Below are 18,619 nucleotides of genomic sequence, written 5' to 3' on the forward strand. Positions count from 1 at the left end.
TGCAGCCTAGTGAAAGGTTGCAGCATGCCTGGAGCACGACCCACGACGCATGCGGCCGTCCGCACCAGCGCCGCATCGATCGCCGACCTGTTCTCGACACAGAGGATCAACCTCGAACATTCGTGGCGCCGGTGCATCGACCGTTACGGCCTCGACCCCAGCGCCCATCAGCATCTGTCCTCCCTGAGCCGAAGCGAGCTTCGCGAGCATTCCGAGCCGCTGGACGAGGTGCTTGTTCTGGCACGCGAGGAGCTGGACTACGTCTACGCCCCGCTGGCCGATGCGAGCTTCGGCGTCAGCATCGCCAATATGACTGGCCTGATCCTGTCCTACCGCTCCCCCCAGGACGAAGGCTATGTCTCGACCGAGCGCGAGGGCACGCTCTGGGCGGAGGGCGTAACGGGAACCAACGGCGTCGGCACATGCGTGCTGGAACGCCGGCCCACGCAGGTGTTCCAGAAGGAGCATTTCTTCCGCGACTTCTCCTTCCTGTCCTGCGCCGCCGCGCCCCTTCTTTCCGCCGATGCCGAGATGATCGGGGTGCTCAATTTCACCAGTGGCAACCCGGCTCTCCGTGAAGACACATTTCGCCTCGTATCCGGGCTGGCCATCAAGACCGCCGAGCGCCTGAGCAACCAATTGTTCGCGCGGCGCTTCCAGTCGCGAACCATCCTGAAGGCCCGCCTCGGCGAGGATGCCACCCTGCTGATCGCCGTCGACGACGATCAGAACATCCTGGGTGCCAACCAGGCAGCTCGGCTCTGGATGAACTGGCGCGACGGGGCCGTGAAGGCACAGAGCATGTGGTCTGTGTTCGAAGTGGAACGTCCGGGCGAGCGTCTCCAAAGCGGTCCGCTCCTGCTCCAGCGCGAGGGTGGCACACTTGCTTTCGAGGTCAGGGTCGCCGACGCCCCCAGGTTCGTTCCGGCACCTGCCGTTTCCCGCGATCGGCAGATCGCAAAGCCCGCGCCTCGCGACGCCACCCATACGCCGAGCGTCGCCGACTGCCTGGGTTCCGACCCCCGCCTTGCCCGCAGCCTGCGGGTGTTGACCAAGGTCAGCGGGAGCAAGCTTCCTATCCTCCTTCTCGGCGAAACCGGAGCCGGCAAGGACACGATGGCCAGGGCGATCCACGCCGAAGGTTCGCGCAAGGACCGGCCTTTCGTCGCCTTCAACTGCGCCGCGGTGCCGGAGACGCTTATCGACAGCGAATTGTTCGGCTATGGCGCCGGTGCTTTCACGGGTGCGCGCCGCGAGGGAAACGCAGGCCGGCTCGTGGAGGCGGACGGCGGGGTGCTGTTCCTTGACGAGATAGGAGACATGCCGCTGATCCTGCAGACGCGGCTACTGCGGGTGCTGGAGTCGGGGGAGGTGAGCCCGCTCGGCGCAGGCAAGACGCGCCATATCGACGTGCAGGTGATCGCCGCCACGAACCACGACCTGCGGCAGCGCGTGGCAGGCGGAACGTTTCGCGAAGACCTGTTCCACCGCCTTGCCGGGGTCGTCATCGATGTGCTGCCACTGCGCGAGCGCTCCGACATGCGCGAGGTCGTCGATGCGATGATCGCGCGCGTGGGCAGCGAAAGGGATCTGCGCCTGACCGACGGAGCGATGGCCGCGCTGCTCGCCCATAGCTGGCCCGGCAATATGCGGGAACTGAAATTCGTCCTTCAGCGGGCCGTGCAGATCTGCGACGACGATCTCATTACGAGTGAGGACCTGCTGCTCCACAGCGGATTGTCGGGAGGCACGCCCACCGCGATCGCGCCCCCGTCGTTTGCGGCCGACCGCCCGTCGACCGCGCGCGAGGCCGTCGCGAGCGCCGAACGAGAATTGATCGAGGAAAGCCTCGCCCGGCATCGGGGCGAGATCGATGCCGCGGCTGCAGCATTGAACATCAGCCGCGCCACCTTGTACCGCAAGCTGCGCCAGCACGGGCTACGCGCGCGCGACTTCACGCGGTGACGCGTTTCGGGAGCCGCCGCGCAGATGTGCTGTCGCAGTTGCGAGACTCCCGGTTCATCCCTGCAAAACGAAACGTGGCTTCGGCAAACGGATGGCCGGTAAGGCGGCACATCCACCGGGCAAAAAGGGGCGCGCGTGCCTCGGCGGCCTTCGTAATACAGCCATTTGCCGCAAATTTAGCTCTGCACCTTTCGCAGGCGAATATCTGGCACGCACCTTGCGCTTTCCTGTGAGGCCCGTCGGCCAGCAGGGGATCTGAGAAGCATGTCCGACCACCGCACGAAGATTAGCCGCCGCTCCGTTCTGAAGTCCGCCGCCGCGGCCACGGCAGGAGCGCTCTGCGCGCCCGGCCTGATCCGCAAGGCCTGGGCCGCGGAAACCATCACGCTCCTCACCTGGGAGACCTACCACGACGATCCCTGGATCGCGGAGTGGAGCAAGGCGAACAACACCGAGGTGAAGGCGGTCCGGATCGGCTCGGTGGACGAACTGTTCTCGCAGCCGTTCTCGGGCGCCGTGCAGCCAGACATCCTCTACATCGAGACCGGATCGCTGCCGCGCTTCAAGGAGGCGGGCCTCATCGCGCCTCTCGACGTTTCGAAGCTGCCGAACGCCTCCATGATCACCCCGAAGCTGGACTGGAAGACCTATGCCAGCGTGGACGGCGACGTCGTGGGCGTGCCGTACAATTGGGGCACGCAGCCCCTGATGTTCAACGCGGACATCGTGAAGGAACCCGACACCTGGGCCGCCCTCTGGGACAAGCAGTACCAGGGCAAGGTCAACATGTTCGACGACTGCACGATCACCTTTCCGATGATCGCCCTGTCTGTGGGCGCAAAGGATCCCTTCAACCTGACCGATGACGAGTTCACGAAGTGCGAAGACGCGCTCCGCAAACTTCGTGGCCAGATCCGCGTCATCGCACGCGGCTTCGACGATGCTGCCACCATCTACGCGGCCGGCGATGCCGTGATCGGCTACTGCCAGAACGTCGCGGTGGTCACCTCGCTCCAGTCGAAGGGCAAGAACTTCAAGTACACTCTTCCCAAGGAAGGCACGCCGACCTGGATCGACTGCGCGGCGATCTCAAAGAAGGGCGACCGGCCGATCGTCTACAAGTTCATGAACGACAACCTGACGGCCGAGTGGCAGGCGCGGTTCATCAAGACATCGACCAATAACGGCGTCCTGAATGCCGAGACGGCGCGCAAGGCCGGCCTGGATGAAGCCGCGATGAAGGTGACGAACCTCCTGGACGCGGAATCCGATGCGTTCTGGAAGAAGCTCGTCGTTTACCAGAAGCCGGAAGATCTCGACCGTCGTCTCCAGATCTGGAACGACTTCAAGGCCGGCACCCTGTGACCGCAGCGGTCCGTCTCCCGGCACCGGCGCAAGAGGCTGCGAGCGTCCTTGCGTTGGAAAGCATCGACAAGACCTATGAGGGGGCCGATAAACCGGCCCTCGACAGGGTGTCGTTCCAGGTTGCTCCCGGAGAGTTCTTCTCCCTGCTGGGGCCGAGCGGCTCCGGCAAGACCACGATCCTTCGCATGATCGCGGGCTTCGAGACCCCCGATCGCGGCCGCGTGCTGATGGACGGGCATTCCGTGAACCACGTTCCGCCGAACCGGCGGGACGTGCGCACCGTGTTCCAGAGCTATGCCCTGTTCCCGCACCTCACGGTGCGGGACAATGTGCAGTATTCGCTGAAGGTCGGCGGCACGCCTCGGGCCGAGCGCGACCGTCTGTCCGCCGACGCGCTCGCGATGGTGGACATGAGCCCTTATGCCGACCGCCTGCCGCACCAGCTTTCCGGCGGCCAGCGCCAGCGCATCGCCCTCGCCCGGGCCATCGTGTGCCGCCCGCGCATCCTGCTGCTGGACGAGCCGCTGGGCGCTCTGGACCTGCGCCTGCGCCAGCAGATGCAGCACACGCTGGTCGCACTCCAGAAGGAGCTCGGCATCGCCTTCGTCTATGTCACGCACGACCAGAGCGAGGCGCTCTCGATGTCGAACCGGGTCGCCATCATGCGCAACGGACGCATCGCGCAGCTGGGCACGCCGCAGGATCTCTATTTCGCACCCGCATCCGAATTCGTGGCCGGCTTTGTCGGCCGCTCCAACCTCATCCCGCTCCAGTTCGTCAAGACCGGCGGGATTGCCATCGCCGACGTGCTCGGCGTGCCGGCGCCGGAACTGACTGACAGCCGCGAGGGCGCGGCGCGCATGGCGCTGCGGTTCGAGGCGGTCAGGCTGGAAACCCTCTCCGAACAGACGGCACCCGGGCCGACCGGCGTGATCGAGGACGTGCTGTTCCTCGGCACGAACTTCGAAGTCAATGTGCGTTGCGGAGACCTCAACATCATCGCCAGCGTGCCCGCCACCAAGGACCAGCATTTCGCAGTCGGACAAAAGGTCCGCGTCGTCCTGGATCTCAGCCATGCCCGCATCTTCCGTGACTGAAACCCTGCCGGCCTCGGCGCTTGGTTCCCCTGCACATCCGGCCTGGCTGTCCCGCCTCGGCCTCAAGCCGAGCACCGGCATCCTGCTGCTGTGGCTGGTGCTGATCGTGCTGGTTCCCAACCTCCTCCTGATCGGGACGAGCTTCCTCAAGACCAAGAGCGGCTTCCTCGCCTTCGACCCGTCCTTCGACAACTATCTGAGGCTCTGGAAATCCACGGGCTTCTGGGTGCTGCTGGAGCGGACGCTTCGCCTCAGCTTCCTGTCCTGCGTGGCGGGTGCGCTGGTGGCCTATCCGCTGGCCTTCTACGTCGGCCGGGTGGTCCGCCGCCACAAGCCGTTCCTCGTCCTGCTGATCGTCCTGCCATTGTGGATCAGCCTGCTGATGCGCGTCTTCGCCTGGCGGCTCATCCTTGGACAGTCCGGCGTTCTCAACAATTTCCTGGTGTCGAGCGGCCTCCTCGACAAGCCGTCGGAGGCCTTTCTCTACACCTCGTCCTCCGTCATCCTCGTCTTTGCCTATATCTCCATTCCCTTCATCTTTATCTCGACCCTGAGCGCCTTCGAGAAGATCCCGCAATCGCTGCTGGAAGCTTCAAAGGATTCCGGGGCCTCGGCATTCCAGACATTCCGCTTCGTCGTATGGCCGCTGACACGCCGCAGCCTTGCCATTGGCTTCTCGCTGGCTTTCCTCGTCACCGTGGGAGACTATGTGACGCCCGCGATGGTGGGCGGCGTGGACGGCACGACCATTGGCGTGCTGATCGCCTCACAGTTCGGCATGGCGAACAACTGGCCCTATGGCGCGGCTGTCGCGATCGTCCTCATCCTCAGCGTCGGCAGCGTCCTCGCCGTCGTCTTGGTGCTCTGCCCGTCGCGCGGCATCCTGCTGGGAGACGAAGGCGTGCGCGTGATGGCGCCACCGCAGACCCCCGGCGCCCGCGTCGGCGCCTTGTTCTCGGGAGTGGGCTTCACCGCCGCCATCCTGTTCCTCTATGCCCCGCTGGCCCTGATCTTCCTGTTCTCGCTGAACGATTCCACGCTGCAGACCTTCCCGATGCAGGGCTTCAGCACTCGCTGGTATTCCGAGCTCGTCCAGAACGAGGGCCTGCTGACGGCCGCCAGACGGTCACTGGTCGTGGCGTTCTTTGTCGTCACCTTCTCGACGGTGGTGGGCACGGGCTTTGCGCTGGCCTTGCACTACAGCCGCCTCTCCTGCAGCCGCCTCGTGGAGGTCGCACTGGCCTTGCCGCTCGCCACGCCGGGTGTCGTCCTCGGCGTCGTCATGGTGCTGGGCACGGAATGGCTGTCGATCCCGTCCGGCCTCGTCCGCACCGTGATCGGGCAATCCAGCTTCGTCATGCCGGTGACCCTCATGCTGGTGCTGGCCCGCCTGCGGCGTCTCGACCCGACCCTGGTGGAAGCATCGCTGGATGCCGGGGCGACACGGCTCCAGACCTTCGCCTATGTGCTCCTTCCGCTGATCCGGGGCTCGATCACCGGGGGAGCACTGCTCGGCCTCACCCTTTCCGCCGACGACGTGATGGTGACCCTGTTTCTGGCCGGCCCATCACAGACACTGCCGATCTGGGTACTCAACCAGATGCGCTTCGGCTTCACGCCGACGGTGAACGCAGTCTTCGTCGTCTTGGCCGTCGCCTGCGTGCTTCTTGTCCTGGTGGCCACCCGAACAAGCAAGCCGTCCTCGATCGGTGCGAGATAAGCGCCGTAAGCGGCTAGGGCACCACCGCCTAGTCCTTCGGGTAGCTGGCTATGTGCAGGTTCGTGACCCAGGGCTTCCTGAGTTCTACGCGTGTTTGCGCCAGCAGCAGCTGATCGCTGTCGCTGCCTCGGCGGGAACAAAGAATGGCGGCGGCGGATTCCGCGACCGGATATGCTTTTCGCCGGATAGCGTCAGCGGCGATCTGTTCCAGGTAACTGATGGGAGCATCGGCAGCGGTTGGGCCTGACAACTGACTGAGGACCCAGTCGTGTTTGTCCGTGGCCAGAGCAAGGCGGATCATTCCCAGATCGAGAATGCTCGACCCCGCGTGCGCCTGCAGGCCGCTCAGCCGACGCCACCCTTCACGCGGCCTGTCCAGCAGCATGAACAGCACTGCCGCGTCGTCGATCTCCTGCCGGGACAGAGGGATGGCGGATGTTCCCCCGACGGGCGCGTCCCCCGCGAGGACCACCCCGCGTCTCAGGGCTGCGAGCGCCCGCTCCGGCCGCTTGAGCCTGAGTTCGAGGGATGCAAGGCTTATCAAAGCCCCGGCATCATCCCAGTCCTCGCGGGCTGCAAGATGCGCCCAAGGTTTCGCGGCTTCGTTGCTCCCGAGGCTGATCAGGATATTCGCCGTCAGCTGCGGCTGGGCCAGCTGCAGTTCTTCCGGAACAGCCCTGTATACTCTGCGGAGCAGATCCTTGTCGCGCGAGATGATGGCGATCTCTGCCAGCGCCGGAAGAAGATCGCGCGGTACATTTGCCAACCCTATGCGGTCGATCAGACCGCCGACGTAAAGTGGCTTGCGAAGGTGAACAGCGGTTCGCAGCCTCACCTGTTCGTCCGCGGCACCAAGGCTGCGGCGGGCCATCAGCATGTCCACAGCCCGCTCGGCCGCCGACAGGCGCTCCGCGGAATGATTGGCTTCGGCAGCGGCGGCCAGGATTTCGGGTGCCGCGCCTTCGGACGCGAAGTCATCCAGCAGGTCGGCAGCGAGATCGTAGCGGCCCGATCCGGCGAACACCTCTGCCAAGGCCGGTGCCGTCTTCGCTACGTCCCTGCGGTCTGCAAGCCAGGCTCGTGCGCGCTCCAGGGCCACATCCTCATCCCCTGCGGCGACAAGAAGGGCCAGTTCCATGTGGACGGTGTTGAGATCATGCGCCTCCGGAAATGCTTGCCCGAGACGCTTCAGCACGCCGGCCGCCTCCGCTCTGCGACCATGCGTGGCAAGCGCCTGCGCGAGATCGAGGTAGTCGTCCGCGCCAGCGGCGCCGATGTTCAGAAGGCTCGAAAGGGCGGAGATGTAGTCGTCAGGCCGCTCCAGATTGTCATATATCTGAGACAGGTCACGCTGCCGGGCGGCGGTCGGCGACAGCGACTGCATCTTCTCGAGAGCTTCGGCATAGGCGTCGAGATAGCCTGCCGCGGACAGGTATTCGGCAAGCGCGGTCAGGATGGACATGTCGTCGGGATGTCGGGCGCGAAGGACGAGCAGGTCTGTGATCGCACCCTGGACATCGCCGCTGTCGACGCGCGCACGGCTCAACGCCGCCACGACAGCCGGTGATCTCGCGCCTCTGCGAACCTCTTCCTCCAGCCGCGAAATCCCAGATCCGAGATCCCCGCGGGCAATGTCCTGAAGAGCAAGATCGGCATTGCGCGGCAACAGCATCACGCTGCAGCCAATGGCCATCACCACCAGCACGAGGGCAAGCGCCTGTCGTTCCAGGAACGTGCGCATGCGGCGTGGCCAAAGCGCCTGCGCCCGTGCCAGTGCGTGAAGACGGCCGGCGCGTTTCATGGCTCAGGCACGATCGTGGAGAGCTCACGGGTCGACACATAGGGCGTGAAACCGTTGGCCCGCTGCGTCGCATACAGGCTCGCGATGCCTGCGGTGTCTTTCAGGTTCCAGTAATCGAGGGAGAACAGCCGCAATCCGGGATCGCGTTCCCGCGCCTGCCACATCATGGCACGCTGCCACCTGTATTCCTGATCAGACAGAAGCACGTAAGACCCACCGGTGCCTTGATAGCTTGAACGTACGGATTCCCCGAGCAGCATATCGAACTGGCCGGCAATGCGAGGCAAGGTCGCGTATCCGCGGTTGATCATGATCGCGGCCTGCGGGAACGCCTGCCGCAGCTTGCGGACCAATTCCGCCGCGCCCTCGATCATGCCGGCGCCGGCGGCTCCGCTCTTCTGTTCGAGATATTCAGCGTTATCGAGCGTGTCGAGGAAGATGCCGTGGAAGCCGCGCCGGAGAATATCGGGCACCAGTTCCTCGACAACCCGGCGGTGCCAGCGCGAATCCCGCATGTCCACGAAACGTGCGTCGGGCCAGTTCACATTGCGGTTGCCCAACAGGCCCTCGGCGGCGACGTCCCTGTAGTAGGGCCGGTAAGCAGCCACTTCCCCAATGCTGAAATAGCCAAGGATCAGGCTGTTGCTTGCATGGCGAAAGGCAGCGGGTTCGACCTCGGAGTCGAGGACAACCAGATCGTAGCGGCCAATTTCGGGCCGTGCGGCGTGCCCGTAATAGATCATGAACGGGTCGAGCCGCCGGCCTCGCCAATCCTGCTGGGCGGATGCTTTCGGCACACGGACATAGGGAAGCAAGCCGAGCAAGGCCGCAAATTGTCTGCGATCAAGCCGGGGCGTGCCCCGATGCGGCTTGTCCATCGCTGTTACTCCTCGCGTGTGACGGGATCGGCGCTTTCCGCGCTGTCCAGAAGCCGCCGGACGCGGACGGAAAAGACGCCGGCGGAGTTCGTGGCCGGTAGAGAGAAGCTGATCGTGCCATCGGGGCGGCGGGCGACGATCTGCGTCAACGTGCCGGCACCACCTCCCGCCCATGTAACTTGATGGCGGGCGCCATTCGGCACCCGCCAGGTCATCTCGCCGGGGCCGAAGCCTGCAGCGATGAAGCTGAACCCGCTGTCAGCGCGAGCCATGTCGCGCACCGGCCATCTGCTTTCGACGAGGCTGGCCGGCTGCTCGGCGGGTTCAGGGCCAAGGGCCAGAACAGGCGCCGGATGCGCAGGATCCAGGGCGACATAGAGGCTTCCCTGATGGCGGCGCCAGCCCAATACGCCCTGGGAGCGCGCCAAATCGGGCACCTCACCGATCCGGTCGTCGACCCGCATTGTGTTCAGGGCACCACGATCTTCGATGCGCCACTGCCCATCTCCAAGTTCCACGATCCGGCACGTGTAGAAGCCGTTCGCGATCTCGACATAATCTGTGGTTCTGATCGGTGCGATTTCCTGAGCCCTGGCGGCTCGCAGGTTCTCGATCAGCGCGTTCAGGCTCGAAAGCCGTTCTCCGCTGTAGACGTGATAGTAAACGTTGATCGGCTTGAGTCTTCGGGGGCTCTCCATGCGGCGGAGATTCTCGGACAGCTGCTGGAAGCCATAGAATCTTCCAGTCCAGAGATAGGTATAGGTGTTCTCGTTGCTCGCCGCCGCGTAGATCTGCCAGCCTCCCTCGGTGTAGCGTCCCAGCGACGAGACCCAGGATACCGAAGGAAAATTGGCGTCGAACCGTGAGTCCCCGCCATTGATGTTCAGAAGGCCGGCCGCACGGCTTGCCGCAACCGCCCCTGGAAACGGGCTCGTGTCGCCGCTCCATTGCAGCAGGCGAAGAGGCTTGCCCGGCGGAAGGAAGCGCGCGATGTAACCGGCCGCGCCACTGACTTCCAGATCCAGGTTGAAGGCCCTCGCAGAATAGGCGCGCGCAACCGGATGGGCGACCGCCCCGGATGCGCCGGCACAGCGGGCATCTCCGATCCTCTCCCCTGTCGCAGCACCATTCTCGAACATGCCCCAGTAGAACGGATGGCTGTAGGTGTGGCTTGCCGCTTCCACATGAGGCAGTGCGTAGACGGCGTATGCGGCACTGATCGCACGTTCGTCACCGCACCATTCAGGATCGAGGTCCGCTGCTATCGCGGCCACGGTCACGGGCAGATCGGGAAATCCGTTCAGGACTTCGTTCAGGATCACGTCGATCGCACGGGCATTCCGTGTGCGGTAGTTTGCGATCTTCGTTTCATTGCGCCAGCCATCGCCGTCGATGTGGCTGAAGAAGATCCGACGGCCGCCGATCGTCGTGGTGTCGGGCACAGGCAAGCCACCGGTGCCGAATGTCAGCGAGAACAGTCGGAACGGGTTGATGTACCATTGCCGGAAGGTCGAGCCTTCGACCGAGTAGTGAGTGTAGCCGTCCGAGACGAAGCCGGCGAAGGGCGTGACGATCACGAGATCGGACGTGCCTTGCTTGCCCTCGGCGCTCAGGAAGACCTTCGCGTCAGTGTTCAAAGCCCGCAGCGCTTCGGTCACCCTGCCCGCCGGGGGAAGCGCGCGCTCGAACTCGACCATCCCCTGGTCCTTGACGATGGGGGCGGACAGAAATGCCGGATCGTTGGCGTTCCGCAGCATCCGCACGCCAAGACGCCGCAGAAGCCGGTCGACAAGATAAGCTGGCGTCGCTTCGCCGGCGCGAGATCGCTGGAACCCAAGACTTCCGAGGAAGAGGAAACGCGTGCCGCGATCAGCAGCCTCGGAGGCCCATTGCAGGAAGCCGTCGGGATCGTCGTAAACGTCATCCGACCACCAGGTTACGATGCCGCGAACGTCGTCGCGCCCCGCCAAATCGGGCAGTGGTTTCCGGATGTCGTGCGGCTCGACGATCAGGCCGAGATGGTTCAGCGGCATCTCCGCCATGCGGTGCAGCCCGGTATCTGCCCAAGCAACGTCCGAACCGTCATAGAGTGCGATGATGGTGCGCGGCAGGCGATGCGCCGCGGCTCCTGCCGGGACGGATGCCGAGAATAGACACACGAGGCAGACAGCGACACCGGCAAGTTGACGAGACCAGCTAAGTCTGCCGGAATTGCGATACTTTGCTGGATATCGTCTTAGCCTCATTTCCCGATGGCTCGCTTCAACGATGTAATCAACGGATTGCTGCTAATAGTCGCCCTGCCCTGCTCAGTTGATCGGCTAAACTCCACCTTGGGCTGAAGGCCGCCACGCGGCGGGGGACAGCATCTGCTGATCAACAATTGCACCAGGCCTGCCATTCGCAGGCCTTCGCGGAGCATCTGTTAGGCTCGCCTTGGCGAGAGCCGAGGCCAATTGAAGGAGGCGCCGATCTGCTGATCGCACCGTGACGGCAAGCTTCGGCATCCTGGGGAGCCCTCCGATAAGGCTCGTCGCAAAACGGCCCGTCTTCCCGGTGATGCAGGGGGATAGGCCGAGGCCGCCGACCGCAAGCTCATAGGCGCCGGCACTGGAGTTGACCTCCACGATCCGGCTTATGGTGGCCCCGCTTGCGCGCAGCACATGCAAGGCGACGTCCCACATATGCGGCTCTTCGGTCGAACGGATGAAGACCCCGTTGGACACACCGATCCAATGCACGTCCACGGCCAGCGGATCGTCCTCCGCCGCCTGCAACGGCGGCACATCGATACAGATTTCAAGATCGGTTCGTGAAGCAAGCGCCTGCGACGTTCCGAACACCATGACCAGATCACAGGCCCCGGACTGCAAGGGACCAACCACCGACGCCAGGTCGCACGCGCTGAGAAGGCTGGAAATGCCGACACCGATGCGCGACGGGAGCTTTTTTCCTTTCAAGGAGCTCTGGAAGATCTCGTCCATCTTCCGCAGTCCATCCAGGATTCGTTGGCCATCCTCTGAAACGCTTACATTGTGTCCGTGTCGCTCGAATATTCGTACGGCGAACTCTTCTTCGAACCTTTTCACGGCAAGAGATATCGCCGGCTGCGAAAGCCGCAGAAGGTCCGCAGTTCTTGTGAAAGACGCCGTATCGGCGACTGCCAGAACTATCTGGATGTCTCTCATGCGCACGAGGATCTTACCTCCCGGCGGATGTCGTCCGCTGTCTTCTTAGGTTGCATGTTTGCGGGAGCCTCACCAAGGGCCCAATGCATCTGAATTTTTGGGCTTTTGGCCAAGACCTAGGTCTGAGGTCCCGGATTAGATTTATTAATTTTACCAGCCGGTTACGTGGCCCTAACTTACATTCATTCGCATCAAGTGCGGTCTTCGCATGATCGCGGCCGAATTATACTTCCAGAGGTTCACCGTGGGAGCGCATCATTACTTGGTCGGACCTGCGCAAGAGAGCAGGTATTGGTCCACACGATCAATATTCAGACGCTGGCACGGCTACTTCTCAGCCTGCGTTCTCGCGTTCGCGTCTCTCTGGTGCGGATCCCTGGGGGCACAGGAATATGAGCTCGGGCCGCAGGACAAGATACGCGTGGCGGTGGTCGAGTGGGTCCTTGAGGAGTTGCGGTCGCCCATAAACGGGGAGTTCACCGTCGGATCGACGGGGCTGGTCTCACTTCCACTGATCGGCGATGTCTCGGCGCTGGGCACGACCCTCCCCGGTCTGGCAGCCTCCATCTCGGAAAAGTTGAAGGCTAAGCTTGAACTGTCGGAAGAGCCCAAGACGTCTATCGAGATCGTTGCGTTCAGGCCGTTCTACATTCTCGGCGATGTTGAACGGCCCGGCGAGTACGCTTACCGGCCGGCGATGACCGTTCTCCAGGCGATCAGCCTTGCAGGCGGTTTCCGGCGTTCGGAAGCAGGTGCCCTGCAGCTGAAGCGGGAAGCCGACAGCCTTCGCAGCGAGATGACGGCCGGTCTGCATGCGATGGACGAGCACCGTGCCCGCGAGGCGAGACTGGAGGCCGAAATCGAGAGCAGGCCCTCGATCCAGTTTCCCGACGACCTGCTGGGCCGGCAGAAGGAGCCCGCCATCGCAGAACTGCTGCACGGCGAGACGCTTCTGTTCGAAGCGCGCCGCCGCGCGCTGGCATCCAACATGCAGTCCAGCAGCCGCCTGATCACCCTGTTCGACGAGGAGGCGACCTCCCTGGGCCGCTACTCCGCCGCCTTGGCCGAGCAACGGGAAATGACCAGCCGACAGCTGAAGCTGTTCCTTTCTCTGAAGGAGCGCGGCTTGGCCTTGCCAGGCCGGGAACTCGATCTTGAGCGGGCGCTTGCGGATGTCCAGAGCAGGCATCGCGAAGCCGGAGCCCAGACGATCCGGAACGCACAGGAGCGCGCAAGGGCGGAAGCCGCCGTCGCGCAATCGCTCGAACAGCGGCAGATGGAGGCGATCACGCAGCTGCGTGAGACAAGGACGGCCACCGAAACGCTGCGCCAGCGCAATGATCGGACGCGTGCCGCGATCAGCATGATCCAGACCATCTATCCTGATCACGGGCGCCAGGATTATGCGATCGTGCGGCCCGACAGCCCTGCCGGGTCGCAAGCTGCAGCACATGAGAGCACGGCGATCCGTCCGGGCGATGTCCTGCAGGTGACCGTCCGGCAACAACACCCTCAACTGCTCGAACCGTCAGTGGAAGGTCCTGATCAGCACGTCCCCGAACAGGGAACCGGACTGGTCGCGGCGGAGGAGAGGGCCGGCGAGCCATGACGATGCCGATGACCACCGCCAAGCCGCTGGAGGGCGGGCCACAGGTCGTGACGCACGGGCACGGCCCCCTCGCCGCGCTTGGCCTGCGAACCTCGGCGCTGGTGGAAATCCTGCTGTTCCTGGCGGCTGCCTTGCTCATCGGCGCCATCTTGGGCGTCCCGGACCGCTTTGCGGATGTGTCGCCTCACCCGTTCTGGATCATCGTTCTCCTGATCTCATCCTTCTATGGAGTGTCCAATGGCCTCTTGGCGGCCGGGCTCTCAACGGCGGCTCTCCTCGCCGGCAACACTCCGGAGCAGGCCTTTGATGAAACGGCCTCGGTCTGGCTCGCGCGGGAGACCATGCTGCCGCTCATGTGGTTCCTCGCGGCTCTGGCACTGGGCAGCATTCGCGATGGCTTCCGTCGCAAATTCGATGACCTGTCCGCGAAGCTTGCAAAGACGCAGCAACAGGCTGAGGGCATTGCCGAAGCCTATGAACGCCTCATGCAGGGCCAGATCTGCTTGCAGGAGCAGGTTGCGTCGCAATCCCTCACCTTCAGCAGGCTTTATGAGGCTTCGCGCGCCGTCTCCTGCCAGCGCTGCGGAGAGGTGCTTCTCGGCGCCATCGATCTTGTCTGCGCGGTTCTTTCTCCCTCGAAGTCTTCGATCTACCTGCTGAACGGAAGCGAACTCGAGGCTGCCTTGTGCGACGGCTGGGAACAGCAGGATTGCTTTCCCAGCCACATCCCCGCCGGCACCGCGTTGTTCGAAGCCATCGTGACCCGGCGTCAGGTGCTCAGCGTCGATCGGCCCGATGATGAGAACTGCCTGCGAGCCCATGGCCTGATCGCAGGTCCGCTTGTCGATCCACGCACCGGCGAGGTTTTCGGCATGCTGAAGATCGAGCAGGTGGCGTTCGCCGATTTCAACTTCGTCGCCTTGGAGAACTTCAGGATCGTCTGTGAGTGGATCGGCACAAGCCTCGCGGCAGCCATTTCCATCGAGGAGCGAACAGAGCCAGCAACGCACACTCCAGCCGCATCGAGGGAGGCCGCATGATGGACGCAGGGGAAGGCCGCGGGCGGCCAAGCCGCTACGACATGGCCTGTATCTTCGGGGTGGAAGCCTTCCTGTGCATGCTCGTTCTCACCGGGGGGATCGGGGCGGAGCTCGCTATCCTCCTGCATGGTGTCTGGTCAGCCCTGCTGCTGGCGGCATGCACGTCCGCAATGCGCCGCCACGGCCCAGCCAAGTCGCGGCGAGCGCTGTTCATCGCATCCACGGCCCTGCTCGGCCCCATCGGAGCGGTCGGCGGTGCTCTCACCTACGCCGTCGGTCGCCTTCTCGCGCCCCACACCCCGAGCTTCGGGGACTGGTACGCTTCGCTGTTCCCTGACCCGGAAGCCGACATCGTCGATCGCCTCTACGATCAGATTGCCATCAGGGGAGCGGCCGCTGACCGGAATGCGGCCGCCGTTGCCTCGTTCCAGGACATTCTGGCGGGCGGCACCATCGAGCAGAAGCGCCAGGTCCTCAGCCTGATCGCCGATCACTTCAGGCCCGCTTTCGCTCCCGCACTTCAGGAAGCCCTGATCGACAAGGAACCGACAATCCGGGTTCAGGCGGCGAGCGCGATCGCGGTTATCGAGAACCGCTTTCTGGATGGCCATATGCAGCGGCATGCGGCTTGCGCGCGGAGCCCCTCGGATGTTCCGCTCAGGCTCGATCTCGCTCAGCATCAAAAAACCTATGCCGAAGCCGGGCTGCTTGATGACGACCGCCGCCGGCAGGCTCTCCAGCGGGCGCTGTCGCTCTACGAGTCTTCTGTGGACTCCCTTGACGCCGGTGCTGTCGTCGCGATGGGCGATACCCTGCTTCAACTGGGGCGGCCACGGGAAGCGATGACGCTGCTGAAGCCGTTGATCAGCCAGCCAGGGGGGAGCGGACCGTTCGCCGCCTGCTATCTCCGATGCCTCTATGAGCTTGGTCTCTATGGCCGCCTGCGCAGCGAAGCGGCGCGGCTGGAAAGCCCGGCGCGGCGGCAAGCGGGCGAGTGCATGAACGTCTGGGCCGGTGCGGGCAGTGGTCCTCGCCTCCGGGGCGCCCGATGAACTCCCCGACCTACGACTGCGATGTCTGCCTTATTCTCGAAGGAGCCTATCCTTACGTGCCGGGCGGCGTGTCCTCCTGGGCGCACGATCTCATCAAGGCGCATGCCGACCTCCGCTTCCACCTGGTCGTGCTGTGTGCGGACAGCGCCCCGCGAAACCTGTGCTTCGAGCTGCCGGAAAATGTCGTCGGCATGGCGACCATCGCGCTGCAGCAGGAAGAGAAATCCGTCCGCAACGCAGCGTCCACGCGTGCATTGATGGCCGCGCTCGAAGAACCGCTGCAGAGGCTCTTATGCGCGGGCAGCCTCGCCGATCTGTACGAACTGCTCCGCCTCCTGCGAGCACACCCGGCAACTTGTCGGGCCGACCTGCTGAACTCGCAGGCTTCCTTCGAACTGGTGCAGCGCATGTATCTGCGCACGGTGCCTGGCAGTTCGTTTCTTCGCTACTTCTGGAGCTGGCGGTCCCTGCTGGGTGGCCTCTTCTCGCTGCTGTTCGCGCCGTTGCCGCAGGCGCGCGTGTACCACGCCATTTCGACGGGCTATGCGGGCCTCGTCCTTGCCCGGGCGACGCTCGAAACGGGCCGGCCCGGCCTTCTGACGGAACACGGCATCTACACCAATGAACGGCGGATAGAGATCATGATGGCGAACTGGCTCGCCGACGACCTGCCGCCATCTCTGGGCGTGGACCATGCACGACGCGATCTTCGCAATGTCTGGAACGATGCGTTCAGCTCCTATTCCCGCATCTGCTACCAGGCTGCCAGCCGCATCATCACCCTGTACAAGGGTAATCAGCTGCTCCAGATGCGGGACGGCGCGCCGCCTGAGCGGCTGATGATCATTGCCAACGGCGTAGATGCGGATGGCCTGTCCCGCATCTCCGTCGATCCCGCGCCGCGCCCGCCGACCGTCGCACTGATCGGCCGCGTCGTGCCGATCAAAGACGTGAAGACCTTCATCCGGGCCATCGCGCTGCTGCGCGTGACAGTGCCGGACGTGCAGGCGCTGGTGCTGGGCCCCGCGGACGAGGATCCGGGCTACATGGCCGAGTGCCAGAGCATGGTAGCCCATCTGGGTCTTCAGGAGGCGTTCCATTTTCTGGGCAAGGTCAGGCTCGCCGACCATCTAGGCCGCATCGACGTCGTCACGCTGACGAGTATCAGCGAGGCGCAGCCCCTGGTCCTGCTGGAGGCGGGCGCGGCCAGGGTGCCCAGCGTGGCGACCGATGTGGGATCATGCCGCGAGATCATCGACGGACGTGCGGATGAGCAGCCGTCATTGGGACCGGGGGGCCGTGTCGTGCCACCGGGCAATCCGGCGGAAACGGCTCGCGCACTGGCGCAGATCCTGAAGGATCCCACCCTCCGCCTCCGCTACGGCGAGAGCATTCAGCGCCGCGTCACCCTCCACTACAACAAGAACGTGATCGACCGGATCTACGGGGATCTCTACCGCGAATACATCCAGATGCCGGACAGTTCGCAGCGCAGGGCCGCCTGATGGCCGGGATAGGCTTTGCGCTCCGCCGCCTTGCGCAACGCGACAGCTTCGGTTCATCGGTGCAGGCTTATGGCTATGCACTGATGATATCCGGCGGGCCCTGGATGTTCACGGTAGCCGCGCTCGCAGGCGCCGGATGGTTCAGCCGGGATTTGCTGACCATCGAGGCTCAGCCCCGCTTCTCCATCATCATCATCTACAATTTCGCCGCCTCCCTGGTGGCCGCAGGCCCGCTGGTGCTCGTCGCGACCCGTGATCTCGCGGACCGCATCTACGCGAAGAACGTGGCCGACGTGCCCACGTTGCTGTTCGGGGCGCTCGGCACCATCAGCGCGGTACTGGCGGTGACCGGGCTCGCCTTCTGGGGATGGGTCGGGGATCTCACCATCGGCGAGCGGGCGGTGGCCTATGCCAATCTCCTGATCGTAGGCGGCATCTGGATCGCGTCCGCCTTTCTCTCGGCGACCAAGAGCTTCGTTGCCGTCAGCGTCAGCTTCGCCGTCGGCATGGGCCTTGCTTTGCTCCTGAGCGGGCCGCTGGGCGCGCGCCTCGGTGCCGTCGGCATTCTCCTGGCGATGACCATCGGCCTTGCAGTTGTTCTCTACAGCCTGCTGGCCTGCATCCTGGCCATCTATCCGGACCCCGTCGCGGGTCCGGCGCTCTTCTGGGCGGGGCTGAGGAGGTATTGGGAATACGCGGTGGCCGGGTTGGCCTACAACGCGGCTACCTGGGTCGATAAGTGGATCATGTGGCTCTCGCCGGGCCACACCACCTTCATCGGCAGCCTGCCGGCGCACCCGGCCTACGACGCGGCCATGTTCCTCGCCATCCTGTCGGTGCTTCCCTCGATGGCGCTGTTCCTCATCGCCATCGAGACGCGCTTCTACGAAATCTATCTCGAATTCTACCACGGCATAGCCGCGCATGCGACGCTGGCGCAGCTAAAGGCGCTGCACCGCAAGCTGGTCGCTGGTCTCACCGAGGGCATCCGCAGCATTGCAATCCTTCAGGCAGTCATCTGCTATACCGGAGTGGTCGCCGCGCCCGTCCTCATCGATCTCCTTGGCGGTGGCCTGGAGATGATCCCGATCTTCAGGCTCGGCCTTCTCGGCGCGATGTTCCACGCACTGCTGCTCTTCGCGCTGGTCGTGATGTCCTATTTCGACCTGCGCCGCCCGCTGCTTGCGGTGTGCGTTCTGTTCTTCGTCTCCAACGCCGCATTCACGTGGATCAGCGTCGTCGCCGGACCAAGCTATTCCGGCTACGGTTACTTCGCCTCGGCGCTGGTCACCACGCTCTTCGCCTACGTTTTGGCCGCACGGAACATCAAACAGCTTCTCTACGTGACCTTTGTCACCAACAACTGCATGATCAGGATCAGATGACCAGAGGATCTGCC

13 protein-coding genes and 1 pseudogene are annotated in these 18,619 nt (G+C 64.1%); 9 read left to right on the top strand and 5 right to left on the bottom strand.

Annotation, left to right across the window (positions count from 1 at the left end; genetic code table 11):
* The first annotated feature begins 24 nt into the window (after positions 1-24).
* The 4 genes from SCD90_RS02045 to SCD90_RS02060 all read left to right on the top strand — a co-directional run bounded on the left by SCD90_RS02045 (position 25) and on the right by SCD90_RS02060 (position 6,147).
* On the top strand, positions 25-1,965 hold the full coding sequence (locus tag SCD90_RS02045) for a sigma-54-dependent Fis family transcriptional regulator (RefSeq protein ID WP_319842950.1): 1,941 nt from the start codon (positions 25-27) through the stop codon (positions 1,963-1,965).
* A 264-nt stretch (positions 1,966-2,229) separates the two neighbouring features.
* Positions 2,230-3,330, top strand: coding sequence for an extracellular solute-binding protein (locus SCD90_RS02050; protein ID WP_319842951.1), 1,101 nt, complete (start codon positions 2,230-2,232; stop codon positions 3,328-3,330).
* Complete coding sequence (locus SCD90_RS02055) at positions 3,327-4,427, top strand: ABC transporter ATP-binding protein (protein ID WP_319842952.1); 1,101 nt, start codon at positions 3,327-3,329, stop codon at positions 4,425-4,427. The genes SCD90_RS02050 and SCD90_RS02055 overlap by 4 nt, the downstream gene beginning before the upstream one ends.
* Entirely contained in the window at positions 4,405-6,147 is a 1,743-nt protein-coding gene (locus tag SCD90_RS02060) for an ABC transporter permease subunit (protein ID WP_319842953.1), read from the top strand. Before SCD90_RS02055 ends, SCD90_RS02060 begins: the two co-directional genes overlap by 23 nt.
* Before the next feature lie 28 nt (positions 6,148-6,175).
* Here SCD90_RS02060 and SCD90_RS02065 read toward each other — a convergent pair whose 3' ends face one another.
* The 5 genes and pseudogenes from SCD90_RS02065 to SCD90_RS16575 form a co-directional block, all read right to left on the bottom strand.
* On the bottom strand, positions 6,176-7,948 hold the full coding sequence (locus SCD90_RS02065; protein ID WP_319842954.1) for a hypothetical protein: 1,773 nt from the start codon (positions 7,946-7,948) through the stop codon (positions 6,176-6,178).
* On the bottom strand, positions 7,945-8,826 hold the full coding sequence (locus SCD90_RS02070; RefSeq protein WP_319842955.1) for a glycoside hydrolase family 191 protein: 882 nt from the start codon (positions 8,824-8,826) through the stop codon (positions 7,945-7,947). The genes SCD90_RS02065 and SCD90_RS02070 overlap by 4 nt, the downstream gene beginning before the upstream one ends.
* A gap of 5 nt (positions 8,827-8,831) precedes the next feature.
* Positions 8,832-10,868, bottom strand: a complete 2,037-nt coding sequence (locus SCD90_RS02075) for a polysaccharide deacetylase family protein (protein WP_319842956.1) — start codon at positions 10,866-10,868, stop codon at positions 8,832-8,834.
* Positions 10,869-11,147: 279 nt separating this feature from the next.
* Positions 11,148-11,810, bottom strand: coding sequence for a hypothetical protein (locus tag SCD90_RS02080; RefSeq protein ID WP_319842957.1), 663 nt, complete (start codon positions 11,808-11,810; stop codon positions 11,148-11,150).
* Between the two features lie 36 nt (positions 11,811-11,846).
* A pseudogene (locus SCD90_RS16575) lies at positions 11,847-12,014 on the bottom strand (helix-turn-helix domain-containing protein); the annotation flags it as partial.
* A gap of 208 nt (positions 12,015-12,222) precedes the next feature.
* Between SCD90_RS16575 and SCD90_RS02085 the strand changes: the two are divergent.
* From SCD90_RS02085 to pelG, 5 genes are read left to right on the top strand one after another with little or no spacing between them, the layout of a single operon-like run.
* Positions 12,223-13,623 carry a polysaccharide biosynthesis/export family protein gene (locus SCD90_RS02085; protein ID WP_319842958.1) on the top strand — a complete coding sequence of 467 codons (1,401 nt, stop codon included), beginning with the start codon at positions 12,223-12,225 and terminating at the stop codon, positions 13,621-13,623.
* Positions 13,624-13,631: 8 nt separating this feature from the next.
* Positions 13,632-14,663: a GAF domain-containing protein gene (locus SCD90_RS02090; protein ID WP_319842959.1), complete on the top strand. Its 1,032-nt coding sequence runs from the start codon at positions 13,632-13,634 to the stop codon at positions 14,661-14,663.
* A complete protein-coding gene (locus tag SCD90_RS02095; RefSeq protein ID WP_319842960.1) occupies positions 14,660-15,715 on the top strand; it encodes a hypothetical protein in 1,056 nt (351 codons plus the stop codon). The genes SCD90_RS02090 and SCD90_RS02095 overlap by 4 nt, the downstream gene beginning before the upstream one ends.
* A complete protein-coding gene (gene pelF, locus SCD90_RS02100; protein ID WP_319842961.1) occupies positions 15,712-17,220 on the top strand; it encodes a GT4 family glycosyltransferase PelF in 1,509 nt (502 codons plus the stop codon). The genes SCD90_RS02095 and pelF overlap by 4 nt, the downstream gene beginning before the upstream one ends.
* Positions 17,220-18,605, top strand: a complete 1,386-nt coding sequence (gene pelG / locus SCD90_RS02105; RefSeq protein WP_319842962.1) for an exopolysaccharide Pel transporter PelG — start codon at positions 17,220-17,222, stop codon at positions 18,603-18,605. Before pelF ends, pelG begins: the two co-directional genes overlap by 1 nt.
* Positions 18,606-18,619 lie beyond the last annotated feature (14 nt).

The organism is Terrihabitans rhizophilus (genome assembly GCF_033898525.1).
Lineage (GTDB): Bacteria > Pseudomonadota > Alphaproteobacteria > Rhizobiales > Methylopilaceae > Flaviflagellibacter > Flaviflagellibacter rhizophilus.